The 24,281-nt window shown below is 68.3% G+C and carries 26 protein-coding genes; 10 read left to right on the top strand and 16 right to left on the bottom strand.

Annotated elements, in window-relative coordinates; all coding sequences use genetic code 11:
* Positions 1–23: 23 nt before the first annotated feature.
* The 4 genes from ACZ4MU_RS30780 to ACZ4MU_RS30765 all read right to left on the bottom strand — a co-directional run bounded on the left by ACZ4MU_RS30780 (position 24) and on the right by ACZ4MU_RS30765 (position 3,834).
* Positions 24–794 carry a class I SAM-dependent methyltransferase gene (locus ACZ4MU_RS30780; RefSeq protein WP_467882802.1) on the bottom strand — a complete coding sequence of 257 codons (771 nt, stop codon included), beginning with the start codon at positions 792–794 and terminating at the stop codon, positions 24–26.
* Positions 791–1,933 carry a YcaO-like family protein gene (locus tag ACZ4MU_RS30775; RefSeq protein WP_467882801.1) on the bottom strand — a complete coding sequence of 381 codons (1,143 nt, stop codon included), beginning with the start codon at positions 1,931–1,933 and terminating at the stop codon, positions 791–793. The genes ACZ4MU_RS30780 and ACZ4MU_RS30775 overlap by 4 nt, the downstream gene beginning before the upstream one ends.
* Complete coding sequence (locus tag ACZ4MU_RS30770; protein ID WP_467882799.1) at positions 1,930–3,186, bottom strand: TfuA-like protein; 1,257 nt, start codon at positions 3,184–3,186, stop codon at positions 1,930–1,932. Before ACZ4MU_RS30770 ends, ACZ4MU_RS30775 begins: the two co-directional genes overlap by 4 nt.
* A gap of 81 nt (positions 3,187–3,267) precedes the next feature.
* On the bottom strand, positions 3,268–3,834 hold the full coding sequence (locus tag ACZ4MU_RS30765; protein WP_467882798.1) for a DUF6415 family natural product biosynthesis protein: 567 nt from the start codon (positions 3,832–3,834) through the stop codon (positions 3,268–3,270).
* Between the two features lie 234 nt (positions 3,835–4,068).
* Here ACZ4MU_RS30765 and ACZ4MU_RS30760 point away from each other — a divergent pair, with 234 nt between their 5' ends.
* The 3 genes from ACZ4MU_RS30760 to ACZ4MU_RS30750 all read left to right on the top strand — a co-directional run bounded on the left by ACZ4MU_RS30760 (position 4,069) and on the right by ACZ4MU_RS30750 (position 6,967).
* Positions 4,069–5,310, top strand: a complete 1,242-nt coding sequence (locus ACZ4MU_RS30760) for a hypothetical protein (protein WP_467882797.1) — start codon at positions 4,069–4,071, stop codon at positions 5,308–5,310.
* Between the two features lie 13 nt (positions 5,311–5,323).
* Complete coding sequence (locus tag ACZ4MU_RS30755) at positions 5,324–5,875, top strand: GNAT family N-acetyltransferase (RefSeq protein WP_467882795.1); 552 nt, start codon at positions 5,324–5,326, stop codon at positions 5,873–5,875.
* Positions 5,876–6,010: 135 nt separating this feature from the next.
* Positions 6,011–6,967: an XRE family transcriptional regulator gene (locus ACZ4MU_RS30750; protein ID WP_467882794.1), complete on the top strand. Its 957-nt coding sequence runs from the start codon at positions 6,011–6,013 to the stop codon at positions 6,965–6,967.
* Between the two features lie 179 nt (positions 6,968–7,146).
* On the opposite strand, the gene ACZ4MU_RS30745 is transcribed toward ACZ4MU_RS30750, so the two are convergent.
* Both ACZ4MU_RS30745 and ACZ4MU_RS30740 read right to left on the bottom strand, forming a co-directional pair.
* Entirely contained in the window at positions 7,147–7,512 is a 366-nt protein-coding gene (locus tag ACZ4MU_RS30745) for a hypothetical protein (protein ID WP_467882793.1), read from the bottom strand.
* A 382-nt stretch (positions 7,513–7,894) separates the two neighbouring features.
* Positions 7,895–8,659, bottom strand: a complete 765-nt coding sequence (locus ACZ4MU_RS30740) for a prepilin peptidase (RefSeq protein WP_467882791.1) — start codon at positions 8,657–8,659, stop codon at positions 7,895–7,897.
* Positions 8,660–8,987: 328 nt separating this feature from the next.
* On the opposite strand from ACZ4MU_RS30740, the gene ACZ4MU_RS30735 reads away from it, so the two are divergent.
* From ACZ4MU_RS30735 to ACZ4MU_RS30715, 5 genes are all read left to right on the top strand, one after another.
* A complete protein-coding gene (locus tag ACZ4MU_RS30735; protein ID WP_467882789.1) occupies positions 8,988–9,611 on the top strand; it encodes a hypothetical protein in 624 nt (207 codons plus the stop codon).
* A gap of 620 nt (positions 9,612–10,231) precedes the next feature.
* A complete protein-coding gene (locus tag ACZ4MU_RS30730; RefSeq protein ID WP_467882787.1) occupies positions 10,232–11,182 on the top strand; it encodes a hypothetical protein in 951 nt (316 codons plus the stop codon).
* A 203-nt stretch (positions 11,183–11,385) separates the two neighbouring features.
* A complete protein-coding gene (locus tag ACZ4MU_RS30725) occupies positions 11,386–11,688 on the top strand; it encodes a hypothetical protein (protein WP_467882784.1) in 303 nt (100 codons plus the stop codon).
* Positions 11,685–12,095, top strand: coding sequence for an NUDIX domain-containing protein (locus tag ACZ4MU_RS30720; RefSeq protein WP_467882782.1), 411 nt, complete (start codon positions 11,685–11,687; stop codon positions 12,093–12,095). Before ACZ4MU_RS30725 ends, ACZ4MU_RS30720 begins: the two co-directional genes overlap by 4 nt.
* 73 nt (positions 12,096–12,168) lie before the next feature.
* Entirely contained in the window at positions 12,169–12,615 is a 447-nt protein-coding gene (locus ACZ4MU_RS30715) for a hypothetical protein (protein ID WP_467882780.1), read from the top strand.
* A gap of 315 nt (positions 12,616–12,930) precedes the next feature.
* Here ACZ4MU_RS30715 and ACZ4MU_RS30710 read toward each other — a convergent pair whose 3' ends face one another.
* From ACZ4MU_RS30710 to ACZ4MU_RS30690, 5 genes are all read right to left on the bottom strand, one after another.
* On the bottom strand, positions 12,931–13,194 hold the full coding sequence (locus ACZ4MU_RS30710; RefSeq protein WP_467882777.1) for a hypothetical protein: 264 nt from the start codon (positions 13,192–13,194) through the stop codon (positions 12,931–12,933).
* Positions 13,195–13,878: 684 nt separating this feature from the next.
* Entirely contained in the window at positions 13,879–14,622 is a 744-nt protein-coding gene (locus ACZ4MU_RS30705; protein WP_467882847.1) for a vWA domain-containing protein, read from the bottom strand.
* Between the two features lie 423 nt (positions 14,623–15,045).
* On the bottom strand, positions 15,046–15,417 hold the full coding sequence (locus tag ACZ4MU_RS30700; RefSeq protein WP_467882775.1) for a fic family toxin-antitoxin system, toxin component: 372 nt from the start codon (positions 15,415–15,417) through the stop codon (positions 15,046–15,048).
* Positions 15,414–15,716, bottom strand: coding sequence for a type II toxin-antitoxin system TacA family antitoxin (locus tag ACZ4MU_RS30695; RefSeq protein ID WP_467882772.1), 303 nt, complete (start codon positions 15,714–15,716; stop codon positions 15,414–15,416). Before ACZ4MU_RS30695 ends, ACZ4MU_RS30700 begins: the two co-directional genes overlap by 4 nt.
* A gap of 212 nt (positions 15,717–15,928) precedes the next feature.
* Positions 15,929–16,741 carry a hypothetical protein gene (locus ACZ4MU_RS30690; protein WP_467882770.1) on the bottom strand — a complete coding sequence of 271 codons (813 nt, stop codon included), beginning with the start codon at positions 16,739–16,741 and terminating at the stop codon, positions 15,929–15,931.
* Positions 16,742–16,829: 88 nt separating this feature from the next.
* Here ACZ4MU_RS30690 and ACZ4MU_RS30685 point away from each other — a divergent pair, with 88 nt between their 5' ends.
* On the top strand, positions 16,830–17,084 hold the full coding sequence (locus ACZ4MU_RS30685) for a hypothetical protein (protein WP_467882767.1): 255 nt from the start codon (positions 16,830–16,832) through the stop codon (positions 17,082–17,084).
* On the opposite strand, the gene ACZ4MU_RS30680 is transcribed toward ACZ4MU_RS30685, so the two are convergent.
* Positions 17,075–18,175 carry a hypothetical protein gene (locus ACZ4MU_RS30680; RefSeq protein WP_467882765.1) on the bottom strand — a complete coding sequence of 367 codons (1,101 nt, stop codon included), beginning with the start codon at positions 18,173–18,175 and terminating at the stop codon, positions 17,075–17,077. The genes ACZ4MU_RS30685 and ACZ4MU_RS30680 overlap by 10 nt on opposite strands.
* A gap of 908 nt (positions 18,176–19,083) precedes the next feature.
* On the opposite strand from ACZ4MU_RS30680, the gene ACZ4MU_RS30675 reads away from it, so the two are divergent.
* Positions 19,084–19,746 carry a hypothetical protein gene (locus tag ACZ4MU_RS30675; RefSeq protein WP_467882763.1) on the top strand — a complete coding sequence of 221 codons (663 nt, stop codon included), beginning with the start codon at positions 19,084–19,086 and terminating at the stop codon, positions 19,744–19,746.
* Between the two features lie 50 nt (positions 19,747–19,796).
* Here ACZ4MU_RS30675 and ACZ4MU_RS30670 read toward each other — a convergent pair whose 3' ends face one another.
* The 4 genes from ACZ4MU_RS30670 to ACZ4MU_RS30655 form a co-directional block, all read right to left on the bottom strand.
* Positions 19,797–20,723, bottom strand: a complete 927-nt coding sequence (locus tag ACZ4MU_RS30670) for an FAD-dependent oxidoreductase (protein WP_467882760.1) — start codon at positions 20,721–20,723, stop codon at positions 19,797–19,799.
* Positions 20,720–21,262, bottom strand: coding sequence for a cysteine hydrolase family protein (locus ACZ4MU_RS30665; protein WP_467882757.1), 543 nt, complete (start codon positions 21,260–21,262; stop codon positions 20,720–20,722). The genes ACZ4MU_RS30670 and ACZ4MU_RS30665 overlap by 4 nt, the downstream gene beginning before the upstream one ends.
* 44 nt (positions 21,263–21,306) lie before the next feature.
* Positions 21,307–22,476, bottom strand: a complete 1,170-nt coding sequence (locus ACZ4MU_RS30660; RefSeq protein ID WP_467882754.1) for a helix-turn-helix domain-containing protein — start codon at positions 22,474–22,476, stop codon at positions 21,307–21,309.
* 162 nt (positions 22,477–22,638) lie between these two features.
* Positions 22,639–23,391, bottom strand: coding sequence for a GntR family transcriptional regulator (locus ACZ4MU_RS30655; RefSeq protein WP_467882750.1), 753 nt, complete (start codon positions 23,389–23,391; stop codon positions 22,639–22,641).
* Positions 23,392–24,281: the final 890 nt, after the last annotated feature.

Genomic DNA, 24,281 nt, shown 5'->3' with positions numbered 1-24,281 from the left:
TTCCCTTCTTCGGCGGCTGGAGCCTATCGGCCCTGTGCGGCGGGGCGGCGCAGGGTGAGTGCCAGGGCGCGACGCTCGGAGAGCCGGGGCAGCATCCGTTCGGCCTCGGCAAGCATCCGGCCGGCTTGTGTGTCACCGAGGACGTGGCGCAGTTCGGGTTCGTGGGCTATCCATAACCGGTAGAGGCGGCCCCAGGCGGCGGGTTCTTCGGGGCGCTCGTCGAGGTGCTCCAGCTCGAATCCGGCGTCCCGCACCGGCTGCTCGATCTCGGAGGCGGGGGTGTCCTGGCGTACGGCCCGGGTGATGACGGCCCGGCCGGCCGGCCACAGGACACGGTGCAGTTCGCGTAGGGCTGCTGTGCGGTCGGGGGCGAAGGAGAGGACGTCCACGCAGATGATGCCGTGCACATGCCGGTCGGGGAAGGGCAGGCGTGACAGGGGGGCTGTGTAGAAGGTGGCGCGGCCGGGATGGAGGAGGCGGGCGCGGCGGGCGGCGAGGTGGGTGGCGACGGGTGAGATGTCGATGCCGTACAGCCGGGTCTCCAGGGTGCGGGCGAGCCACAGGCCGACGCCGCCTGCACCGCATCCGGCATCCAGCAGGAGCTGCCCGCGGTGGAGCTCCAGCCGCTTGGCCAGCGTGGTGAGCAGCGTGTGGCTGCAGGAGCTGTAGGTGCTCAGCCCGGCCGGGCGGTCATCGCCCATGGCCTGCCCGTACAGGCGGGAGACCAGCCGGGTCTGGGAGCGGGCCAGGTGGAAGGCGTCGAAGCCTTCCCGCAGGTGCTGTTCGGCCGTCACCGGGCCACCGCCCGGGTGGTCCGGGAGCGGGTGCCGGGGCAGATCACCTTCACCGCGGCGATCAGGGATGCGGCGTCGGCCAGGTCGACCACGAGCGGCTCGTAGCCGGTGACCTTCTCCACCCGCCCCGCCACATCCGCTACCTGCTGGGCGAAGTCGCCGCCCGGCGGAACCACGTCGCGCATCACCGTGCTCCACTCAACCCGCGGGCCGGGCGCGGGCGCAGGCCTGGGTTGCGGGGCCGCGGTGAAGACCTCTTCCTGGGAGGGGAGGTCGTCGCGGGTCCCGGCGATGCAAGTCAGCCGGGACTGCATCGCTTCGGTGAGCGCCCGGGACAGGGCGATGGGCGGGACGGGGTGGCAGCCGGAGCCGGCGAACCAGAGCGGGAAGTCTTCGCCCCATACGAGGGCCAGGCATACCGGCAGGCCATAGGCGTTTTCGACGGCACTGATCTCCACTTCCATGCCCGCCTGGTACAGGGAATCGAGAAGCTGCCGGCAGTAGCGGTCCTCGACGGTGGCGGGGTGGATGAGCCGGCGGCTTTTTGGGCGGCGTGGGTCGTCGTCGGCGAGTACGTCGCGTTCGCTCACCTCGAGCAGGGCGTGCAGAACCGCTTCGGCGTGGGTATTGCCGCAGGCGAGTCCCGTGCTGGTGGTGTGCCACAGGTCCGGCTCCCACAGGCGGCGTGCCGCGCTGCGGTGGATCAGACCTGCAGGCAGGAGAGTGGGTCTGCCGGCCAGGATTCCGGTGCACGCCACCCAGTCGACCTTGACCGTTGCCAGGTCCGGATGGTGCTGGTGGAGCGGTAGGGCGCCCAGCGGGTAGGGCAGGTCGAGATCGGTGGCCGCAGCGGTGCAGGCGATGCGCGGTGGCTGCTCGGCGTGCCACAACTCGATGCTCTCCATCACGGCGGAGATCTTCGCCAGCAGGTCGGTGGCGCCCTTGCCTTGCGTGGCGGTCAGCGTCTGTGCCGCGGGCCTGATCGCCGTCCACACCGGCCACCCCAGGCAGTCGAGGCCGGTCAGCCGGGCGACCCGGGTGATCCCGAAGTCAGCCAGCAGGGGCTGCAGGGTGTTCCAGGTGTCCTGGGGGCTGCGGGCCCGCACGGTGCCGTCCAGGCGCACAACGGCCGCGTTCACCGGGCTACCGCCTCGGACAGGCGGTTCTGGTCCAGCAGGAGCCCGGTCATGAACACCTTCAGCTCATCCAGAGCCCGCTGGGGGGTGGCGTAGCCGCAGGCAGCAGCATGTCCGGCCACAGCATCCGGAGAGGTCTTCCACAGGTGCAGCAGCGTGTGGCGGGCCGCCTCAGTGCTGATCGCCTCGCAGCAGTGCCCCCGTTGGGTGCGGGCGGCTTCGTTGGCCTCGAGGTAGCGGGCGATCGCCGCCCGGTCGGCCGGCGTCTCCCGCATGAGCAGGCAAGACTTGGCGGCCGGATCGTGCAGGTCAGGCTCGGGCCGGAAGATGAGGTGGGCCGGGAGAGCGGCGGCGTTCGGCGCTGCGCGGCGTACGCGGCTCGCCAGAGGCATGGCGTCCTCGGCCGCTGCCGGATGAGGGTGACGGGAAAGGTGCTCAAGCCAGGCCCGCCACACCGTGGGGAAAGCGGGATCGAACAGCCTCTGGTAGGACAGGCGCAGGCCGACCGGCAGCACCCCCTCCTGCGTCGGCGTAGGGGTGAACAAGCAAGCCCATCGCCGGTAGTAGACCGTGTCCCAGCAGCCGGCCGACGCAGCGCAGGGGTGTGGTCGTGCGGACGCGCAGGCCACGGTGACAGCCTCGATGGCATCGGCGCGCTTCACATCGCCGAAGTGCTCATCGGCGGCGAGCCGCGCCATCAGCCACCGCTCGAACGCACAGGCCCCCAGACGCCGGCAGACCGAGCGGACCGCATCGAGGGTGCGCTGAGGATAGTAGAGGGCGCCCCACTCCCCCAGGAGTTCCTCCGCCTGGTGCGCGTCCAGGACTTCGCCGGCGGCCGCGTGCCTCAGGACTTCGCGGAGATTGACCAGTGGCCACGTCAGCCGCCCATATGCGCCGTCAGGATGCTGGCCGACGGCCACTTCGTCATCCCCCGTCACGTCTCCGCTGGCGTAGGAGTGGTAGACCCGTCCGATGCCGGTCATGCCGTAGGGGGCGAGCTCCACGGCCCGCAGCGCCCCGATCGAGGCGGCACCGTGGACGCGGATTCCCCGGGCCATGGCGGCGAGGATCTCTTTGTGGCGCAGCGCGGGCGCCTGGTGGTAGGCGCCGTCGATCAGCACGACGGTGTCGCCCTCGGTGATCGCCGGATCGAAGAGGTCGCCGTGCCGGGCCGGGGGGTGGACCCTCACGCGCGGGCTGCACAGCACCGGTGTACCGCTGGCCAGTGTGGGACCGGTATAGACGTGAATCACTGCATCTCCTTGGCAACGAGCGCGGTGCCGGAACCAGGTCCCGGCACCGCACTCCTCATTGCTCAGACCCGGGTCAGGGGGTCAGGGGCCTTCGTCCTCGACGTCCTCGATCCGCACGATGCTCGACGGCGCGACGATCGAGGCGGCACCGTCAGGCGCCGCCACGACGGGGCCCGCCGACTCCAGGACCTGTTCTGACTTGCACCGCTCCACCAGTTCCTCCTTGTGTGCGGCACGGGCCGGATGCCCGCGCCCGTATGTGTGTTGTGCCTGCGCCTCCTCGTCGGAGGGTGGCAGGGGCGGCGCCAGGATGAGCCGCACGGGCTGCTCCTCCCCCGCGCTGGCGAGCGGCGGCGTGTGCTCCGGGAGTGCCTGCGCGGCGTACCGCATCAGGTGTTGCACGCTCTTGGCCAGCAGGCGCAGCGTGGCCGCGGCATCGCCGCCTGAGCCGGCCAGGCTGCGTGCGTGGCGGATCGTGTTGGCGGCAACGTCCCGCCCGCGGGACGGCGTCATCCGCCGTACCTGGTCCTGTGCGGGACCGGCCAGCAGCGTGATGTGGCCGCGCAGGCGCTCCCGCACAAGCACTGCGGCTTCTCCGGTTGGGGCGTGGGCAGCCAGTGCCATGGCGATCTCGATGTCGCGGGACATGCAGGGCACCGTCGTGGCCTCGTGCCACGGGGTCCTGGTGTCGGTGAGCGTGTGGGCCACAGCTGTCTCCCGGGAGCGGGGGTTTTCGTTGCGCCCAGATAACTCCTTCACGATCGGGTGAGGTCAGGCGAGATTGCGGGCACTTCAGGCAGGGGGACCGGAAAGTTTTGCCAACGTGCCCAGCGCGGCGGGACTACCGTCGCGGTCACGGCCCGCACCTCCGGGGGGAGTCCCATGGACCCAGTGCCCAACCGCCGGCTGGCGGAGCTGATGCGTGAGCTCGACTTCACGCAACGAACGCTGGCCGATGCCGTGAATGACGCTCTGGCCGAAATGTTCGGGCCTAACTGCCCGCGCCGGTGCGGCGACCGGCACGTGCGGTACTGGCTCAGCGGGCAAGTCCGATGGCCCTGGGTTCATTACCTTCTGGCACTGGAACAGATCTTCGGCCGTCCGGCCCAGGCGATGGGATTCGTGCCCCGGGGCAAGGCCAGCGCGACCCTGCCCGCCCCGCCGCGACGGCCACCCGCCGTACCGAAGGAGGTCGAGGTCACGGTGCTGCGCCGCCGGTTCATCACCGCATCCACCACCGCCACCGTCGCGCTCGCTCTGGGCATCGACGACACCCCCGACCACGGCCGCCTGTCGATGAGCGACGTGGACCGCGTGCAACAACAGACCGCCCGGCTCGACGCGCACTTCTTTGCCATCGGCGGCGGCCCGCTCGTCGCCACCGCCACCGCCTTCATCGACCGGCTCAACACCGCCCTGGACAACTGCCGCTACGGCGACCGCGTCGAGCAGGCCCTGCACGGCGCTATCTGCAGCCTGTACGCATCAGCCGGCTGGGCCGCCCACGACTGCGGCGAGACCGACACCGCCGCACAGCTGCACGCCGCCTCCCTGCAGAGCGCGCTGCTGGCCGCCGACCCCTGCGCTGTCGGGCGCGCCTGGTCCAATCTCGCTCTGCAGGCCCGCATCGAAGGCCGCCACCGTGAGGCGCTCCGTCTCACCCGCACCGCCCTCGACCACCGCCAGGTCCGCCACCACCCCCACCTCGCCGCCCTCCTCCATTCCCGCCTCGCCATCAGCCAGGCCACCACCGCCGACCGCACCGGCGCCGCCCGCTCCCTGCTCAACGCGGAGAAGGCCTACGACCGCGTGACCATCCCTCCCCCGTCCTGGCTCGCCTTCCTCAACGAAGCCGAGATCAGCGGGCTCGCCGCCATCGCGCACACCGCGCTGGGCAACTACGCCCAGGCTGAAGCCGCCACCACACAGACCCTGCAGCTGCTGCCCACAGGCATGCGCCGCCAGCGCGCCCTCTACCGCGTGCAGCTCGCCGAACTCCAGCTGACCCAACGCCAACCCGAACAGGCCTCCGCCACCATCGCCGACCTCAACACCGCCAGCCTCGACAGCCGCCGCATCACCACCCGGCTCGCCGCCGTCCAGCGCACCCTCGCCACCGCCTAGGAGGAGCACCACCGTGTCCCTCACCATCCGGCACTACGACCACCACCAGGCCGCCGAGATCCGCCCGCTGCTCCTCGACCTCTACGCCGAGATCTACGCCGACGCCGCGGCGAAGGACCCGTTCGCCACCGTCGAGCGCTTCGCCCAGGGCCTCGACGGCTGGTCCTCCCGGCCCGGCTGGACCTGCACCATCGGCTACGACCATGACCACGACGACCAGGCTGTCGGCTACGCGTACGGCGCCCCCCTGCCCGAAGACGCCCGCTGGTGGGGCGGCCTCATCACCCCCGTAGACCCCGCCATCACCAAGGAGAACGGCCAGCGCACCTACGCACTCAGCGAGCTCATGGTCCGCACACCCTGGCGGAAAACCGGCGCCGCCAAGCAACTGCACGACACCCTGCTCGCCCGCCGGCCCGAAGAACGCGCCACGCTCCTCGTCGACCAGGACCACCCCAAAGTACGGGCGCTGTACGAATCATGGGGCTGGACCGTACTCGGTGACCTGCGCCCGCGCCTGCCGAACGCACCCCTGTTCCACGCCATGCTCCTATCGCTGAGCTGAGCCAGCAGGCGCCGGCGCGGCCCCTACGAAGGAGCTCCACTACTGAGTTTTTCGTTAGTTCGCCACCGGCACCTGGACGCGCCCGGCGACGCCCCACTGGAGGCCCTGCTTCAGGACATCAGCCAAGGAGACATCATGGACCGCCGCAATCTGGTCATGCTCACCGGAGCCGCAGCTACCGCCCCCGCCCTCGCGCTGCTGCTCGGCCCGATGACGCAAGCATCCGCCGCCCCCTCCGGCCAGCCCAGCGAGCGGCTCGTCGGATCGATCGAGCGGGCAGTACGCGACCTCAGGGAGATCGACGACTCCACCGGCAGCGCCAGCGGGGACCTCACGTGGGGCGTTGGTATCTGGCAAAGCGCATCCCGGGTCGTCGCACAGGCCCGCGGCCACGGCCCCCTCACGGACCGGCTCCACACCGCCTACATCGAGCTGAGCGAGCAGGTCGGCTGGATGTGCTTCGACGCCCGTCAGCACCCACAGGCACAGCGCATCTACCACACCGGCATGCGCCTCGCACGCGAGACAAGCACCTCGCTGACCACGCGCCACTCCACAGCCAACCTTGTTGCCTCCGCCGCCTACCAAGCGGCATGGCTGGGCCACCACAACGACGCCGCAGCCCTCCTTGACATCGCCGCACGCACGCCAGACCTTCCCTCCGCCGCAGCAGCGGTGATCGGGGAACGGCGCATCTACGCCGCAGGGCGCCGGCACGACCCCGACGCGGTCCTGCGCCTGCGCGACGAAGCGCTGCTCCACCTCAGCTCCCCCGACGAGCGCACACCCTGGTGGGCAACCTGGCTCACGAACGACTCCCTGGACGCCGCCACCGGGCGGGCCTGGCTCGCCTGCAACCACCCCTCACGGGCCATTCCCTTCCTCAGCCGGCGCGTCGAGACGACCGCGCCCGGCTATCCGCGCGACCGCCTCCACGCCGTGCTCGACCTGGCCGACACCGTCCACAAGTGCGGCCACGACGACCAGGCCCGTGAACTCCTTGACCAGGCCGAAGGACTCATCGGCACCGTCAGCTCCCACCGCATGGCCCACCGGTTCCAAGCCCTGTCATCGACCGTCATACGAGCATGAAAGCCCGGTCCGCCATCCACAGCATTGCGGCGCCCGTGCCGACTCCGGACGCGGACCGAACCGGCGAGTTCACATCCCCAGAGGCTGATGAAGCAGGCTCCCGACACACGCGGGCACAGCGAACCCGGGTAGGCCACATGCCCGTCACCGATCACGCGGCGTTCACGGGCACACAGGCATCAGGGCGTGGCCTGCCCGAGATCAGGAAGCTGCGGCGGGAAGTGGCGCTCCAGGATCTCCACCCAGTGGGGCAGGGTGACGAAGCCGGTGGCGTCGGCTTGCGCCTGGACCAGTTCGGTGAGGGCGCCGACGAAGGGCTGAGCTGCGGAGTCGGGCGGCAGTTCGGCAGCCGCTGCCTTGAGCCGCTCGTGCGCGGCCGGGAACACGCCTCGGGCCCACGACTCCTGCTCCCGAACCCGTCTGCTCCCCTCCTCCATGGCGATCTGCATGATCGCTAGTGCCGGACAGTCGTGCGTGTGCCAGGTCTCACTGACGCCCCCGTCGGTTTTCACGTACGCGACGCGCTTGTTGTCAGGCCCTGGCATGGCAAAACAGTCAGTGCAGTCGACACGTTCGTTCTCCGGCCTACCAGCCATAACGGGCTCCCTCCGAGAGGAAGCAGAGCCTGCCATGCGGCTCACCGCAGTGGCCAGGAAGTTTTCCGTTCTGCGGCCTCAGGACTGTGTGACGGTCTGCAGGGGGACATCCATCCGCTTGCGGCCTCGCTGTAGGCGAACAGCTGCGCGCCGACCGGGCCGTCAATGCCCTCGTCATCTCTGCGGTGCCGCCCTAGTCACAGGTAGCCGGAGTGGGTGGTTGTCGGGCGTGGAGGTCAAGAGACGGTCGCCCGAATTATTTCCACGTACGGGCCCCACGCATGAACACAGGGTCCCTCTGGTCTATGTCCATCAGCAGTGCCCCCTGCGGTCACTGGCCAGCCGGGAGGATCACCGCGGCAGCCAGCACCCCGGCCAAGGCACCGCCGATCAGGAACGGGCCGTAAGGGAGAGCGGACCGCGCACTGGCTTTCCGCAGGGCCATCAGGACCAGGCCGTACATGGCGGCGAGGACCTGTCCGGCGAGAGCACCGAGAACGAGGGCGCCCCACCCGTACCAGCCGAGCACAGCCCCGAGCGCGAGGGACAGCTTGACGTCTCCGAACCCGAGACTGCGGGGGCTGATCAAAAAGAGCGTGAAGTATCCGCCGCCGAGTGCGAGTGCGCCCTCCAGAGCTGTCACCCACGAGCCGGCCGCGGCGGGCAACGACGCGGCGACCCCGAGCAGGAGGACCGTCAGCGCGGCGAGGGGCAGGGTCACCACGTCGGGCAACCTGTGGACCATGGCGTCGACGAAGGCGAGCAATACCAGGGCCGGCGTGATGAGCAGCCAGACAGCCAGCTCAGGCCGCGGCCCGGTCGCATACGCCAACGTCCCGCACACCGCCGCGGTGAGAGGGACGACAGCAAAGGCCGAGGGGCCGAAGCGGCGCCCGTCAGCAGACGGAGCTTGACCGGCCTGCATGCAGTCCGTGCACACCGGGATGCCGATCCAGGCGGGCACTGGATGCCCGGCCGGGCACTGAGCGCGCCACACCTGGTCCGACGGGACGGCCATCTTGTAGACGGCGCGCGGCAGCAGCAGCCCGGCAATGAGGCCGAACACGACGGCGGCGACGGTCACGAGTATGTGCACACGCCGAGCGTACGAGCATGACGCACAGTAATCCGCGCGGTGCAGCCCCGAGGGCGCGGGGGAGCCGGCCGTCAACGTGCGAGGAGACGGCCGGCTTGTGAACGCGCTCGGGTGCGTTCGCCTTCACCGTACGCGTGCCCGGCCCCGCGCTCCCGGGGAACCCGCCGGTCAGCAACTCAGCAACACCGTTGGCGGCAAGGCCCGTATGGAGGGATGCCGCTACGTCTTCCCACCCGTCCGCCGGGAGTGAGCCCTCACTGCCGTCGATCTGTCCTGCGGGACGGGACGGGCTCTGTCGCCGCGGGGGCTGTCGCGCCATGCTGAGGGCATGATCCAGCTGCCGCCCGTACCGGGCCGTATCCGTGACCTGCCGCGCGACGAGCGAGGCTATCCCGTCCCGGCCGAAGTCCCCTGGAAGCAGGGCAAGCCACAACTCGCCAGCCAGGACATGCGCCGCTGCCTCACCCTCTACCTCAACCAGTGCTGCGCCATCTGCGGCCTGCCCGTGGCCCAAGGCGAACTGCTCTACCGGCTCTTCGCCCAGGACGAAGCACGCCTCACCACACGGGACAACGCTTGCAAGCGCTTCGACGGTCCAGGCCACCGAGCATGCATGATCTTCGCAGGCGCGGTCTGTCCGTTCTTCGTCACCGCGAACTCCCGGCGGGGCGAAGGCCATCCAGTCGTTGCCAAGGGGACCCCCCGTGGCGAACGAGCTGCACTCCTAGGCTTTGCCCAGGTGGCGGCCGGGCCCTTGCCGGACGGACGGTTCTTATTCGCCTACCAGGACATCCGCGAGGAGCTCTGGTTCCATAACGGCAACGAACTTGCCGCACTCCTGCCTGCAGAAGACCCGGCACCGACCGGCATCGCCTCCGTGCGCCGGTTCTGGCGTACCGAACCTGAGATCAAACGAGCCTGGCAGCAGACCCAGAAACGGTTCCAGGGCTGACTTCCGAGCCGCTGCTGCCCCAGTCATGGGGCGACGGCGTAGTCAAGCTGGCAGGTGCGTACAAGGCATCCTGCTGAGACCTCAGCCACCGAACGTATGCCCCGCGGGGCCCGCAGGCGAAGAGTGACGGCAAGCGGCCGCCCAGCCGTACGGCCGCCGGGCCGTACGGCGGTCCCCACCACGGTCTCGGCCACGCCTTCGTGTTGTTGGTCCGTCACGGCTCCAGCCACCCGAGACGCAGCATCGATGATGCTGTCTACGACGGACAGGCTGGTGAGGACCCGCACGCGAAGCGCGCTCAGCCACCGGGCTAGCGGTGTGAGCCCTGCACACGGTCTGCGGTTGCTGCTCTTGTACAAGAGGCGCTCGATGTCCGGGCAGCGGGTGCAGGGTGTGGGCGAGCCGTTTGAGCCCCGGGCGTTGGCCGCTCCTTCGTGCGTCGTATGCGCTACGCTGCCGCCGATGGTGCGGCACGCGCATGCCAGGCCATGTCAGATTCCCGGCCGGAACCGCACCCACGCGCCCCGGCAAGCGGACAAGGGTCTCAGACTCGCGATCTCTCCTTGGACGTGATGACTCCTGCTGCGGCATGGGCGTGGGCATGCTGCGGAAGGACTGTCATGACGAGGGACAAGAAGCGCAAGGCCGCGATCCGCGAGACGCAGGTTCAAACAGGCCGCCGCTACACCCAGGCCGCCCGCCAGATGGCTGACGCGAACGACCAGGAGCCGAAGGACTTCCTGCTCTCCCAGCTGCTGACCGAGTGCGCCACCGTTGCCCCGGCAGACGTCGACTGGGGCTACGACTCCGAACTCGCGCCGGAGGTGTTCCACTCCCGGCTGCTCGACTGTGCCGTGCCCTACGGCACCGTTTTGGAACTCGCGGGCTCACTAGCGCAAGAGGGACGCTCCGCACGTCTCACGCTGGAGTCCATGAGTCCTCTGGAGGAGGCAGTCGTCGTCTGCGGCAACCGCCGCTTCCAGCTCATCCTCACGCAGGACAGGGTCAGGGAGCTGTGCCAGACATCCGCCTGCCGAAACGACCAGCCCGGTTGGGCCTTCCTCCACTGTTCCAGCCACCTCCCGGACTGCAGCGGCGACGCTCTGGTCTTCATGGCCGAGGAATGGGCGTACGGCTTCAAGCCGGATGCCGGCCGTGACGTGGACCGGCTCGAAGGCAGCGCGGAAGCAGACCTCCTCATCAAGGCCGCCACCGCAAACGGCACCTATGAACGCGTCAGTAAGACTCTGCTCAATTCCCTCTTCGTAGCCCCCGATGCGCTCGATGACATGTTCTGGAGCGAGGAGGAGACGCTGGCCATGCAACACGCGATCGAACGGGAGCGTCTTCGCCTGCACAACGTGGCGCGTACCGAAGCATGGCGCCTCAGGAAGGTCTTCGGCGCCTGCATGACCTGCGGCGGCCACCTCAACGCTTACGGCTGGGACCCGGGTGTTCCGCCACGGTTCTGCTCAGCGAACTGCGTTCCGCCTGCCCCCACCTCCTCACCGGAGTCGGCCACGACCGAACACCCGGCTGACCAGTGGCTGGCAGAAGAACCCACCTCGTAAGGCGATGTGGGGCCAAATTATGACGAACTGTCGATGGGTGCTTGTCGGTCACGCCTTCAGTGGGCCCCTCATCGCGAGATCCAACCCATCGTCAATCAGCAGAAGTTGATCGCACGCCGCCCGCCTTGACACCACTGTGCGGTTTCCGCACAGTGGTGTGGTGCTGTGCGGAAACCGCACAGCGGAAGCGGGAGGAGAGAACTATGGCCACTGGTGGCGAGGAACAACGCGCTCTTGCGCTGCGGGTTCTGGACCTGTCCGTAGAGGACTTGCAGGCGATGGATGGCTTCGAGCGCGCGGAGGCGCTGCGGGCGGCGGCTGCGGTCAACGCACGCCTGACGCGCCAGGTGCGGCACCTGACGGTGCTGGCCCGCGATGAGGACCACATGACGTGGGGAACCCTCGCGTCGCTGCTGACGGGCGGACCGCACGCCCGCAGCACTGCCCGCAGCACGTATGAGGCTGGCCTGCGCCAGGTCGGCCGTGTCCCGCAGGAGGAGTCATGACCGAGACCGCCTACACCGCCGACGTCATCGCCGTGGACCCGGAGGGCCGGGTGCTGCTGGTGCAGCGGCGATGGGACCCGTTCGCCGGCGACTGGGCACTGCCCGGCGGCTACGTGGAGCCGGGTGAGGACTCCCGGAAGGCAGCCGTCAGGGAGCTAGCTGAGGAGACGGGGGTGAGGGTGTTCACTGACGAGCTGGTGTTCATTGGCACCTACGACGCACCCGGCCGCGATCCGCGTGGACCGGTCAGCACGGACGCGTACCTCGCGCGGGTGCCCGCCGGCACTGCGGCCGTGGCTGCCGACGACGCGGCGGCCGTGCGGTGGGTGACACCCGCCGAAGCCTTCCGCGACGGCCTGGCGTTCGACCACGCCGACATCCTGCGCGACGCCGACAGCGCGTGCTGAGCACCTCGGCACTGATCGTGGTGGCGAGTGGGCGCCGTGGCGGGGCGGCGCTGCTTCCCGCTACCGTCGCCAGATGACCTTCGATGATGAGTTCGCCACCGGCTTACGGCCGAGTGAGGCACCGACCGGGGTGATCGTCAGCGCGCTGCGCTGGGACATCCTGAACGACTGGGTCCGGTATCTGAACGACGACAAGTTCCCGGACAAGACAGCCGAGACGGCGTACGTCTGGGGATTCATCAACCGGGATTTCGGCGGGGACGCGCTGCGCTGTCTGTGGAGCAAGCACGAGACCAGCTACCCCATGTTCGCTGAGGCGGTGTGGCTGCTGCATCGCGAGTTCAGCGAAGGCGCCGGATCAGACCATCACCCTCTCTTCGCTGACCTGCCAGCCATCCCTGCCGACGTCCTGTTCCGAAAGATCGCGACCGCGTCCGCGGTGGCCTTCCGGAAACTGACCGAGGCCCAGATGCTTGACATCCTCCGCACGGCGCCGCAGGAGTACGCAGCGATGTCATAGAGGCCACCCGAAGCGTCGACGGCCCCCTCCGTAATCGTCTGACGGGCGGGGCCGCCTACGCCTTCCGGTCCTGGTTCGGCCAGATCCGGTTCACCAGCGACGGATGACGCCACAACTCCCGCCGGGACGAGATCAACTTCCTCGTGCGCACTGGTCCAGCGGGCGCGGTCGGCCGCAGGCCGGGTCGGCGGCCGCCGTGGCGGGGCCGGCCTTCCCCGCTGCGGCGCCAGAACGATCAGGGTGCGGACGTTTGCTGTCCCGTGCCGTCGAATCTTGAGCGATTGCCCATCGAAGTTGAATCGACATCGCTCCTGTTCAGGGCGCTGTGTTGCCGGTACCCAGTCCGGGATCGTCGGCCATGGCACGCAACATCGCGGCGGTTTGGGCGTCGGTGAGCACGGCACCGGTGGCCCGGCGGCGGGCGTCATCGGCGAGGCCGAGTTCGGCTTCGAGCGCGAGCATCGCAGCAGGTACATCCGTGGCGGGCGTGCCGCCGGGTCTATGGCCACGGCAGATGAGCGGCTCCGGCAGGTCACCGCAACGAGAGCAGCGCAGGTCGTCGGGGATGGGCTCGGGCATCGGGGCTCGGCCTCCTTAGCCTAAGTCGGTGCATTGTGCTCACGCTGCCCTCCAGGCGCCGTAACCGAACCGACGTTGACGGGAATGCACCCGCACGTGTTCCTCATTTCGACCGCCCAAGCCCTTGACCTGCGGTGATGAGCCTTCGATGACACAACCTCGCGTCCGCCACAGCAGAGACGCCACACCCCACAGCACCTGCGGCACCCCGACTGCTATCGGCTGCGGTGGCGGCTGCCCGGTCAGAGTCTGCCTCTGAAGCGGCCGAACATGTCCGGACAGCTGACATCAAGAACGGTGACCTGTCCAACCTGCGGCTGCCCGCCTACACCACCGCGCCCCCCGCCGCCGGACGACCCAGCCTCCACGTGGCACGCGGCCGGCCTCGGGGCTTCCCCGGGGGCCAGTGTTCGTCGAGTTGGACCAGGAAACCCTCCGGGGCGGCCTCGGAACCGGGGGGCGTGGCACGGGCTCCTTGCTGCTTGTGGCTCGGTCAGTGCCGGATGAAGTCCCGCAGGCGTTCGGCCAGGCGCCAGCGATGGCCGCCAGGATGGTGTGGACGGTGAACGACACCTCCTTCACCCGCCGGCCCTTCGGCCACTTCGATGCCGTCCAACGGGCCTTGTCCACCGTCTTGTCTCCGGCGCTACGGACAGCTCCGATCCCGGAGCGCGGTATCCGTGCTCAGATAATCCGCGCTGCGGTCGCGGCCCTCAGCCAGTGCGGGAACTCGTACAGCAGCTGGTCGTAGAGCGCGTCGTCAGTCAGCGCACGCGGTGTGCGGCCGGCGTGGAAGAACCCCGCGTTGTCCACCACTCGTTTGGTGGGGACCTCAAGGTCGTCAAGTTCGTGCAGAAATGCGAATTCGTTCTTGTCCGGGTCGCCGAATCCGACGAACTGCCAGAACAGCGGCAATCGAGCGGCCTTGCACACGTAGCGCTCTGCTGCCAGGCGACTGGTGGGTCCGCCGTCGGTCTGGAACACCACCAGAGCCGGGACGCTGCTTTCCGAGGCGAGGTAGTGGTCCATCACCGCGTCCATCGCCCAGTGGTAATTGGTGCGGCCCATGTGCCCCAAGCCCTGATGCAGGGCCTCGATCCGACCCTCGTAGTCGGACAGGCTCAGGTCGGCAGTGCCGTCGACGTCTGTCGAGAAGAAGATGGTGGGCACAATGCCGTCGTCGTCCAGGTGGGCTGAGAGGGCGAGCACTCGCTCCGCGAAGTGCTGCATGGTTCCGTCCTTGTAGTACGGCCGCATCGAGCCGGAACGATCCAGTACCAGGTAGACGGCCGCGCGCTGGCCCCCGAGGTCATATTTGTGCAGGCTTACCGCAGCTGATTCGTAGTGCCTCACCAAGTCAGGAGCATCCTCAACCAGCTTCACCAAGCTGATCGCAGAGCCCCGCCCCATGGACTGCCCCGTCAGCATCGTCATCACAGCGCCTTCCGTCCTCGTCGTACAGCTCTGCGTCCCCCGACTCCGCCAGCCCCGGCCGACGCTTGCGAGCAGCCGCCCAGGCCCCCGCGCGGCAGTAGAGGGGAAAGCTTCAGCTGATCTTCCAGGGAGGATCGCAATGGCCGTAACCGGGCTGCTCGGACCCTTCTCCTCCACCTCCGGGCTCAGGAGCCTAACCAGGAGCACGTACTCGCCGTAGGAAAATCCGGACTCCGTGACCTGGCGGTGGTGCCGCCGGGGGGCCGGTAGTTGCGGCGGGAAGCGGCGCTCGGGAATTTCCACCCAACGTGGCAGAGTGACGTAGCCGGTAGTTGGCTAGGGCTTGTATCAGCTCGGTGAGCGCTGATTTCGACCACCGCACCCCTCGACGGATCGACCACGATTCTGCCCGTAGCCTCAGCCGGTAGACCAGGCACGCAGCTGCGCGGCGACTTCCTGGACGCGGGCGCCCCTGCGCTTGACACGCATGACGAGAGCCAGGGCTTCCTCCGGCTCGTAGTTCAGCACGACGCCGTTGGTATTGAGGAACGTCTCGGCAACCAGCCAGGCGAAGAACTCATTCTTCGCCTCCAGCGGCTCGTGCAGCACGATGGTCTCCACCATGGCCGCAGCCTTGAGCCAGTCGCTGGCATACACGTCGCGGTCCATGTAGTGGGCCTGGACCCTGGCGCAGACCGCGTCAAGCACGCCCAGGTCGAGACAGGCCGGGTCGCCCGGGAGGGTCTGCGCGATCTGCAGGAGCTCTTGGGGGGTAAGGAGCCGGGTCACGCGGCGTGACCGTGCCGCGGGAACTCCTGCAGGTCGCGGCTGCCCATGGGGGCGGGGTCGGGCCACGCGGGCGTGACAGGCTCGGGGGCGTGGGTGTCCTGCGTGGCGAAGACCTCGGCGAGCTGCGGGACGCGGTCGCGGGTCCGCCCAAGGGCCTTGAGGAACGGGTCGTTGGCAGCCCTGAGCGCCGCATCGCGGACGAAGTCCTGGGGGGACTTCCCGACGAGCTTGGCGGCCGCCTCGACGCGCGCGTATTCGTCCGGTTCGAAGCGCGGCACCTGGGATCCGTTCTGGTCCATAGGAACGACGGTAGCAGCGGCCCCGGGCCGTGCCGATGGCGATGAGGACAAGAAAAGGAGCGGCAGCGGCCGTCAGCCAGCCGACCTCGCGGCCGGGCCAGGCTCACGGCGGGCTCGAAGGGGGACGCTGCTTGGAGCGTCCCCCTCGACTGCGTGGCACCCGGACGACGGCCCGTGACTGCGGGCGCCTTCGCGAAGCCCCGGACGGCTGCTCAGGCGACGTCATCCTTCCACTGCAGGTCAGAGACCGCTATGACGTCCTTGGTGCACAGGCTCACCAGGCTGGCGGCGGACATGCCACGTCGCTGCGCTCCCTCCCAGACCAAGCGAGGCGAAACGGCACCAGCGATGGTCTGCAGAGTGTCCGCGCAGAACAGGGCCATGATCTGGGCGTCGTCCGAGTGACGAGCGCCGACCTTCCGGGCCGTCGCGAGCGTCCTCTCGTACCGGCTGTCGCTCCCGCCGCCGGATCCCCCCGGCGGTGTGGCCACGGGTTCGCTGGCGGCGGGAGCGGGGTCCGGCTCGTACCAGCGATACAGTCCACCGCGTGCCGCACGGAACACGGTCTCCGAGGGGACTTCGTGTACCCAGTCGGCGCTGGCGGAGGGCGAGCGCTGTGCGGTGCTGGGGATGCCGTAGACGGCGACGGATCCCTTGTGCGATGCGTACCGGCCGGAGTCGCGGACGGCTTCGAGCTCTGCGGGCGTCTGGGACGGCCTCTCGCCGTGGTGGCCGCGGGGGCCTCCGTTGACGATGTCACCGCCAGGGCTGACGAGGTGCCAGGCCGACTCCACGGCGGCGAGAGGCGTGACAGAGGCGCTGATGTCGAGGCTCCCGTCAGCGTCACGGAAGACAGCGACCTTGCGCTGGCGCGTGGCCTCGGGGCCGTCACCGAAGAGCATCTCCACGACGCTCAGCGCCCACCCCTCCAGGCGGGTGACCAGGCCCGGACCGGTGTAGACAAAGACGAGGTTCCCTAGCTGGGCCGGGCGGTGCTCGGAGCTCGTACTGGCATTGGCGGTCATGGTGCCCCCTCGAATGAAAGTGGCTTGCCAGTTTCCAAGGTAGCTGCCGTCGTTGAAAATGGCAAGCCATTTATGGGAGGGTGCTCGCATGGCCGACAACCACCGCGACCCTGCCCTCACGACCCGCCCACCTGCTGCCCTGAAACAGCAGGCCACGGCCGCGCTGAAAGCGAACGACCGTGAGATGCAGGCCTTCATCGTCGCCTGCCTTGCCGCGCTGGTTGCCGACCCGGAGGGTTTCCTGGCCCAACTCGACGGACACTGGCCCCCGGAGAAGCCCCGAGGCCGGCCGCGTAAGACCACCTCGGAGGCCGGCAGCAACGAAGGCCTCGCTCAGACGTAGTCAGCGACAGCACCGTGGAGAGCGGCCTGGCGGACGGCGAACGAACACAGCCGCGGACCGTACAGGTCGAGGGCATCGTCCTGATCCTCTTCCATGAGGGCGATCACCGACGGCCAGGCGTTCCAGTCGGCTCGTGCAGCGGCTCGGTCGGCGTCAGTGCGCGGCCGCGTGGCCGCGGCTTCGGCCTCCCTGCGCTGCTTGTCAGAGATCCAGGTTGCCCAGGCGCTGTTGCTCATCGGTGCTGCCGCCTGGCAACCGTCTTCGGCCTCCCCAGCGAGCTGCTGGTCGTAGGCCGCGATGCCAGCCAGACGCCGGCAGATGAACATGTCCGGGCGCTGCGGCCGCCATCGCGTTCCGGGACATAGCGCGGTCAGCTCGGCGGCGATTTCGTGCGCGTCCAGGCCGCGGTCGGTGAGCGGGCGCAGGACGTACTCCAGCCGCCGCAGCGGCACCGGCTGTGTCCAGGAAACCAGAGCCCGGACCAGTCGGGCGGTTCGCTCGGCACGGCGGACATCGGCTGCGGTGCGGCGGCGGCCGCCGGGGAGAGTGCTCCGGTGGGTGATTGATGTCTTCGGCTGGCTCACGCGCTTGCGCGGGGTGTAGTTACAACCCCCCATTACCTTTAGCTGACCCACTTCTTTAACCCCAGTACGGGAAGGGGTCTCACGCCTCTCGAACCCACGGTTATCCACAGGCGGGTTATCCACAGTCCTGCTCTCAGCAGGAGCGGGGCTGCGCTGGTCGATGATGACGCGGGCTTCGTAGCCGGAGCCGACGACGGTCCGCCCGTGTGCCTGGTCGTAGACGGCCGGGATGACCGCCCCGTACACCGTCGCGGTCCCCGCATACCCACCGAGGCCGCGTGCCCGGCGCGCATTGGCCCGGCTGCCGCGCTCCACCCACACCAGAGCACCCAGCTCCCGCAGATACGCCACGTGGCGGCTGATCGTCGCCCGCGACAAGCCCAGTCGCGCCACCATGGCCTCCAGGCAGTAGCGCACGTGCCCCGAGTCGAAATCCATCCGCTCCGCCAAGTCGCGTGCCACCATCACCGTGGTGTCCGAGGCACGCGGATGCAGACCGGCAGCCACCAGCCACTCCACTGACCGCAGCCACCGTCGCGGCCCCGAACGCCGCGATCGGGTCCGCGCGACCACCTGCTCCCCCGTCGGTACTGCGGGTACGGCGAGCACCTCATCCAGAAGAGGTTCTGGATGAGGTGCTCGCCGTACCCGCAGTACCGACGCCGTCACGCGCTCACACCGCGGGCTCGTACGCGGGCGAGCCCGACTGTGACGTGAAATGTGACCGGGAAGACGCCGCAAAATGCGCCAACCGGGCATGGATGGGCTGACAAAGGGCAGCACGATGCTGCAACATGGACTCTGCTCTCCAGAAGCGTGTGGGAGGGCATGAAAAAGGCGCCTTTGGCGCTGGTTCGCGGGAACCAAGATCGAACTGTTCGGCCGGCGGCAACCGGACGGACAATCCCTTCAGAGGGCCGGCAAGCCCTCTGGTGGCAGATGGGGCGTCAGCCCAGGTGCGGCTAACACCTGCGAAGCTGAACGCCCTGGCGGCTAAGCCGCCCTCTCTTTACGTCATCTCGACCCCCGCCAGGGGAGAGATGTACCCGCGCCCGGAACGGCGCGGAAGCATGGGAAAGGCACCCGGAGTCCGGAGCGACGCGCAGGTCATCGCTACGACGGAGGCGGGTGCCTTGTTCGTCTGGCAGAGGGTACGGGTACCCTGACGCATGTCGAGACCGTCCTCATGCAGGTCTGCGGCCGTGCCCCGGAGTGCAGCCTCGCGGGGCTCAACCATGTCTGTGTCCGTATTGATCTTATTCAGGGACACAGTACCCCCCTCGCAGAGCGTAACGACACCCCGCCACCTCCCGTGTCGGCCCGCACGAAGGCTTCCTGACGCCCCGCCAGCCCCAAGCTCTCTGCCTCCCAGCCCTTGGAGAAGGCGCTGCCCCCGGGCGGGCATGATTAGCACCATGCACTCGACGCCGACCGCTCCACTCGACCTCGACGTGGCGACCTTCGCAAGCCCGGCGCAGCAACGCCGGTTCGCCGCGGCGATGGAGCGCATCGCCGCAACCCGAGCCCCCGGCACCCCGGTTCGCGTCTACGTCAGCGCGGCACCGCGCGCGAGGAACAACCCCAAGTGGGACAATTGGCTCATGCAGATCGCAGAGCAACTGCCCGACGGCGTCGACCTCCTCGACTACCGCAGCACCTTCACGGACGACAGCCCGTACGACTGGGACAAACTGGTCGGCAGCCTCGACGGCCTCGTCATCGTGGGCAAGCAGAAACGGGCCGGCAGCCGGGTGAACCTGCTCGGCCCCATCGCCCGCCTCGAACTGCGCTCCCTCATCGCCCGCAAGCCCGTCTTGCTCTACGGGCACAATCTCGGGCTCATCCCGGTCATCGACTGTAAGAACCAGGTCCTCGCCCCCGACCATGCCCCCCGGCTGAAGCTCATCGCGCCGAAGAGGTGGAAGCGAGAGGCAGGAACGCTCCAGGCCGCTCTCGAAGCACTGAAACCGCGGACCGCAGAGCAGACGCCTGCCTTGCACGGCGCCGGGCCGAATCACCTGGTCACGCCGTTCGTCGCTCCACAGGGGCAACGCGACGCGGGACGACCGGGTGGATAATGCCCTGTATCGGCTACCGCTGAGATACCTGGAAGAGGTGCCGCAGGGCATCATGGCGGCGAGCCCTTCCCGGCCGGAGACGCGATGGCGTAGTAGTGGGCAAGCACTGCCTCCGCGCCGGATCCCTGGGCTGTCACGATGCGCTGGAATCGTGCTGACCGCAGGTCGCCAGCGATTCGGATTCGTTGATGCTGTTTCGCGGGCGGACAGTAGCCGTCGTCGTCCAGGGCGAGGCCTTGCGGTGCGGCAGGCTTGCTACCGAAGTTGCCCAGCACTGTTGTCGCCGCGTACGTCTGTTGCACTCCATGCCGGTCTGTGACCTCCAGCGTCCACCCGGGTCCGTTGGATGACCGGGCGAGTGCGACGTGGGAGACCGGCAGAAGGCGTATGCGTGCGTCCTCCACGATCTCCTCGATCTTGTAATCGTCCGCTGGCGGGTAGAGGACCTGCAGCGTCGTTGCTGTTTCGGGGTGAGCGCGCAGCCAGGTCCCCAGTGGCCGGTCACCGCCCAGTACGTACGTCCGCTCGGTGCAGGCGCTCGGATCGGTACGCCACAGAGGGGGCGCGGTGTAAGGGGCTGGAGCGGCCACCCAGTCCACATCAGACGGCGCCAGCGCGGCCACGCCGGTGGCGATGATGATGGTTGCGGCACTGAGCACGCGTCCGTCGTCCAGGACAAGGTCGGCTCGATCATCGTAGCCACGGGTGGCCACGGCATGGGCCTCGACCACGGTGCACCGGCCAGCCGTCTGCAGCCGTACGAGGTCTGCCTCCAGAGCTTCGGCCAGCTGAGGTCCCGTTGTCCAACTCCCCGGGACGTTCTCGAGTGCACCGATGGCGTGCAGTTTTCCGCCCACTGCGCCTGCGTTCACCACCGTTGTCCGCAAGTGGAGGCTAGCCGCCATGACTGCTGCTGCCACTCCAGCCGGGCCAGCTCCGACCACGAGCAGGTCCGCGTCGCACATAGTGGGGTTCATGTGCAAGCTCCCTGGCCCCGGCGGACGTTCGAGAGGATCCCCTCGCTGCTCACGAGATGGTTGGGGCTGATATTCCGGGCGGCCAACAGCAGCGCGGCGTCGTGGTACTGGACACCGCCGGTGGAGGCGCAGGCATCGGTGACGATCCACGGTCGGTAGCCGCGCTGGTAGGCGGCTATTGCAGAGTCGTACACGCAGGCGTCCGTGTCCATGCCGCACAGCACCAGGTCCGTCCAGCCGGCGGCTCGGATGAGCTCTGCGCCCTGCGGGTTGAAGATGGAGGACTGCGTCTTGTCGATGAGTGTGGCCGCTTCGTCAACGAAGGGGTCGAGGCTGGCGACGAGTACCTGTTCCTCGGGAGTGCGCAGCCGCGTCCAGCCGGTGATTGTCTCGTAGGGCGAGCCTTCTTCGTTTCGGAAGCGGGTGAAGACCACGGGGCTGGTGGTCGTCCGCCAGCCTTCCAGCAAGCGCACGATGGCGGGCAGTGCGCCGCGGCTATGTCTGTTGATGAAGCCTTGCTGCACGTCGATGACGATCAACGCTGTTGAGCGAGGGTCCACCCAGTCCGCCTTTCCCACGGCCGTTACGGATTGCTGTCTCGGAGTGCTTCCTGAGCGGCACGCAGCCGGTCAGGAAGCTCGCTGGTTGCCAGGATGGCCTCGCGCATCGCTCGGTGTTGTGCCGTCTCCGTCGGACGAGCGGTGGTGAGCCGGAAGAAGGCGCTGCGCAGGAAACGCCAGTTGTAAGCCGTCGGCATCACAGGATCCTGGCCATCCTCGATCATGTGGAGCACATGAGACGAGAGCGCCCAAAGTGCCTGGACATCCAGTTCCAGGGCGACGATGTGGCTCATGGTCAGGGCACGCTCTTCCGGCCGGGGGTGGTACGCCACCCCGGACCAGCCAGCTACACCTCGAGACACTCCACCGCCGAATCCCACGGCCTCGGGGTGAGTCCAGCCGTCGCGGAAGCGAGCCCCCTCTATGCCGGCCCCGAGCGGAAGCACGTTTGTCGGGTCCTGACGGTTGACGAGCACAGAGGGAGTGGTCAGGAGATGGAGGGCCGTATCGAGACCCGGGCCTTTCCAGGAGTTGTCCCCGAGTTCGTAGGCCGATAACACGTATTGCGGAACCGGAGGCTGTTCCGCGCCCCCTCCCCCGCACCCCTCTTGCTCCAGGAGGCTGCAGATTCGCTCGCTCACCCAGGCCGGCTCCTTGAGGTACGTGCGGTAGCGCCATACCGCCAGCTCAGTCAGCGATTCGACATGCTGGCGCTCCTCCACGTGCACCACCGCGACACCGCAGGCATAGAAGTGGATCGTCGACGCCTGTGCGGTGCGGTGACCGGCCGGGACTACTCGGTGTTCGAGCCCACCCGGGCCAGCGACACGGGGAGAGCCAGCGAGGTACAGGGGGAGGCTGCGCTCACCTACGTACACCGGCAAAAACTTATGAGAGATGACGGTACAGGGAGCCGGACGCGCCGCCGCATCGATCGCAGGCACGGCTGGACTGCCCTGGAGAGCAGCCAGGCGAGAGGCAAATGCCTCCTGCTCCTCCGGAGCGCACTGGCTCAGCGCCGTGTCCAAGATCTGCGCCATTTGTGGGCGACAGACCCTGGCGCTGTTCTCCTGCCACTGCGAGACCGTCCGAGGGCTGATGCCAAGACGCTCAGCGAACTCGCGTACCGAGGCACGCATCACCTTCCGCAGCAACAGCGCCTCCTCACCCGTCCACTGCTCGACGGCGATCACTACACACCCCTTTCGCGGTCACCCACCAGGCCGCAAGAGTTCTAGTGCCACGCTGAGTCCACACCACTTCCACATGGGGACATCTCACACAACGCCCGAACCGCTGAAGCTGGTTGACGACACTGCCAGCCATTCAACGATCGGTCGCGACCTCCCATGCACTCACGCGTCAAACGCGTAGTCGAGAACGTACGAAGCCGAATCAAGAGTCATTTCGTTGACTTCGACGGGACGCAGCTCTGCGTCGAACGCTGTCCGACACAGCTTGATGACTGGGCGCTCCAGGGGCATCGAGAGGGCTTCAGCCTCTTCAGCCAAGGGCAGTCGACAGCGGATCTCCTCACGAAAGTGAGCGGGCGCATAGCCGAGCTCGGTAAGCCGCGCATACGTCCCGCCGCTCCCTGTGTCTATACGCGTGATCGCTGTTCCCTCGACGAGCGCGAGCGGGAGGTACGAAGTAGCGATCATCACCGGCCGCTCGTCCACCACGAAGCGCCGGGATCGAGCACACACCGCCTGGCCGTCCTCCAGGTCAAGAATCCTGGCGATAGGCGGGGGCGCAGCCATGGTCTCGACTCGGACATCGATCGTCACGGGCCGCTCTTCATCAGCAGACCAGATGGATTCGCCCGCACCCCACCGCTCCCGCGCGAGCCGCTCAATGCCATGGCGCCGAATCGGGCGGAACTCGACAACGCGGGCGCCAGCACCCTTCTTCGTCTCGACAAGCCCCTCAATCCTGAGAATCTTGAGTGCCTGGCGGGCAGTCAGGACGGCGACTCCGTACCGAACGGCCAGCGCGCTCTCACCCGGCAGCCGATCTCCGGGACTGTACTCGCCAGATTCGATCGCGGCTTTCAGATCATCCGCGATCCGCTGGTACTTCGGCCTCTTCGGGCCTGTCTCGCTCGGCATGCGCCTCCCTACCTCGCTAACGATCCTAAGTCTGATCGCGCGCGAGTCACCGGCAGGGCGGCGCAGGTCGTACGCAGTAGAGGTACGAAGCATGACGTTAGGGTAGCTCGTTAACGAGGTTCTTGACAACGTTAACGAGAAGGGCTGTACTCGTTAACGAGCCTCTATGAGGTTCAACCAGCACGTCGTCCGTCCTCCTGGCGGCCGGGGTCGTCGGGCATCCACTGCCGACAACGAGAGCTCCATCAACTCCCCCGGGCCTAACCCGCACGACATGTCTGTGTGCACGTCGCAGCGCACTGCGCTGTCCGTCCTGTGGGACGCCGGCCTTTTGCCGTGCGGCCTGCGGGGCGGAGAGCACAGCGAGCCCACGTCACCCTCCCCGTGAGGAGTTCCCCATGTCTGCTCCACTCCCGGATGGAACCGCCCGTCCTCGCAGGACCCGTACCCGCTCCCGCCGCGTCTCCGCCCTCCCGGTGCTCGTTGTCTCGTCACTGAGGGCCCATCAGTACGATCTGCACCCCGACTGCATGTCGCTGATCTGCCCCGACTGCAAAACGTGGGTCCCGATCGCCCGCTTCCAGCACAGGAGGCACCGCTTAGTCCCCCACGACACTGGCGTCACCCGACGGGACAAAGCGGCGCGCTGTAGGGGCAGCAACCGCCTGGTCAGCATCGACATCGGCTTCGACACTTGGAGCAGGATGTCGGGCGAGACGGCCTCGACGGTCGCCTCCCGTCGGCCGACGAAAGTGGTGCCCAAGCCCAAGCCGAGCCCGGCGCCGGCCCCGAGTCAGCTCAAGCCCGTTCCGCTCAGCGCGGAGCAGGTTCGCCGAGTGTTCCGTCATCACCAGCAGCGGTGTCTGGCTTGCACGGACGAATTCCTGGAC

The organism is Streptomyces sp. NPDC026377 (assembly GCF_055567715.1).
This window is presented reverse-complemented; position numbering and strand designations above follow the sequence as displayed.

What these genes read in the sequence shown, in the direction of transcription:
- ACZ4MU_RS30690 (WP_467882770.1), bottom strand. Translation starts at nt 16,741, where the DNA reads ATGACCGCCAATGCCAGTACGAGCTCCGAGCACCGCCCGGCCCAGCTA.
- ACZ4MU_RS30675 (WP_467882763.1), top strand. Translation starts at nt 19,084, where the DNA reads ATGCACTCGACGCCGACCGCTCCACTCGACCTCGACGTGGCGACCTTC.
- ACZ4MU_RS30730 (WP_467882787.1), top strand. Translation starts at nt 10,232, where the DNA reads ATGACGAGGGACAAGAAGCGCAAGGCCGCGATCCGCGAGACGCAGGTT.
- ACZ4MU_RS30715 (WP_467882780.1), top strand. Translation starts at nt 12,169, where the DNA reads ATGACCTTCGATGATGAGTTCGCCACCGGCTTACGGCCGAGTGAGGCA.
- ACZ4MU_RS30765 (WP_467882798.1), bottom strand. Translation starts at nt 3,834, where the DNA reads ATGTCCCGCGACATCGAGATCGCCATGGCACTGGCTGCCCACGCCCCA.
- ACZ4MU_RS30710 (WP_467882777.1), bottom strand. Translation starts at nt 13,194, where the DNA reads ATGCCCGAGCCCATCCCCGACGACCTGCGCTGCTCTCGTTGCGGTGAC.
- ACZ4MU_RS30760 (WP_467882797.1), top strand. Translation starts at nt 4,069, where the DNA reads ATGGACCCAGTGCCCAACCGCCGGCTGGCGGAGCTGATGCGTGAGCTC.
- ACZ4MU_RS30685 (WP_467882767.1), top strand. Translation starts at nt 16,830, where the DNA reads ATGGCCGACAACCACCGCGACCCTGCCCTCACGACCCGCCCACCTGCT.
- ACZ4MU_RS30720 (WP_467882782.1), top strand. Translation starts at nt 11,685, where the DNA reads ATGACCGAGACCGCCTACACCGCCGACGTCATCGCCGTGGACCCGGAG.
- ACZ4MU_RS30705 (WP_467882847.1), bottom strand. Translation starts at nt 14,622, where the DNA reads ATGCTGACGGGGCAGTCCATGGGGCGGGGCTCTGCGATCAGCTTGGTG.
- ACZ4MU_RS30745 (WP_467882793.1), bottom strand. Translation starts at nt 7,512, where the DNA reads ATGCCAGGGCCTGACAACAAGCGCGTCGCGTACGTGAAAACCGACGGG.
- ACZ4MU_RS30695 (WP_467882772.1), bottom strand. Translation starts at nt 15,716, where the DNA reads ATGGACCAGAACGGATCCCAGGTGCCGCGCTTCGAACCGGACGAATAC.
- ACZ4MU_RS30750 (WP_467882794.1), top strand. Translation starts at nt 6,011, where the DNA reads ATGGACCGCCGCAATCTGGTCATGCTCACCGGAGCCGCAGCTACCGCC.
- ACZ4MU_RS30655 (WP_467882750.1), bottom strand. Translation starts at nt 23,391, where the DNA reads ATGCCGAGCGAGACAGGCCCGAAGAGGCCGAAGTACCAGCGGATCGCG.
- ACZ4MU_RS30725 (WP_467882784.1), top strand. Translation starts at nt 11,386, where the DNA reads ATGGCCACTGGTGGCGAGGAACAACGCGCTCTTGCGCTGCGGGTTCTG.
- ACZ4MU_RS30670 (WP_467882760.1), bottom strand. Translation starts at nt 20,723, where the DNA reads ATGAACCCCACTATGTGCGACGCGGACCTGCTCGTGGTCGGAGCTGGC.
- ACZ4MU_RS30735 (WP_467882789.1), top strand. Translation starts at nt 8,988, where the DNA reads ATGATCCAGCTGCCGCCCGTACCGGGCCGTATCCGTGACCTGCCGCGC.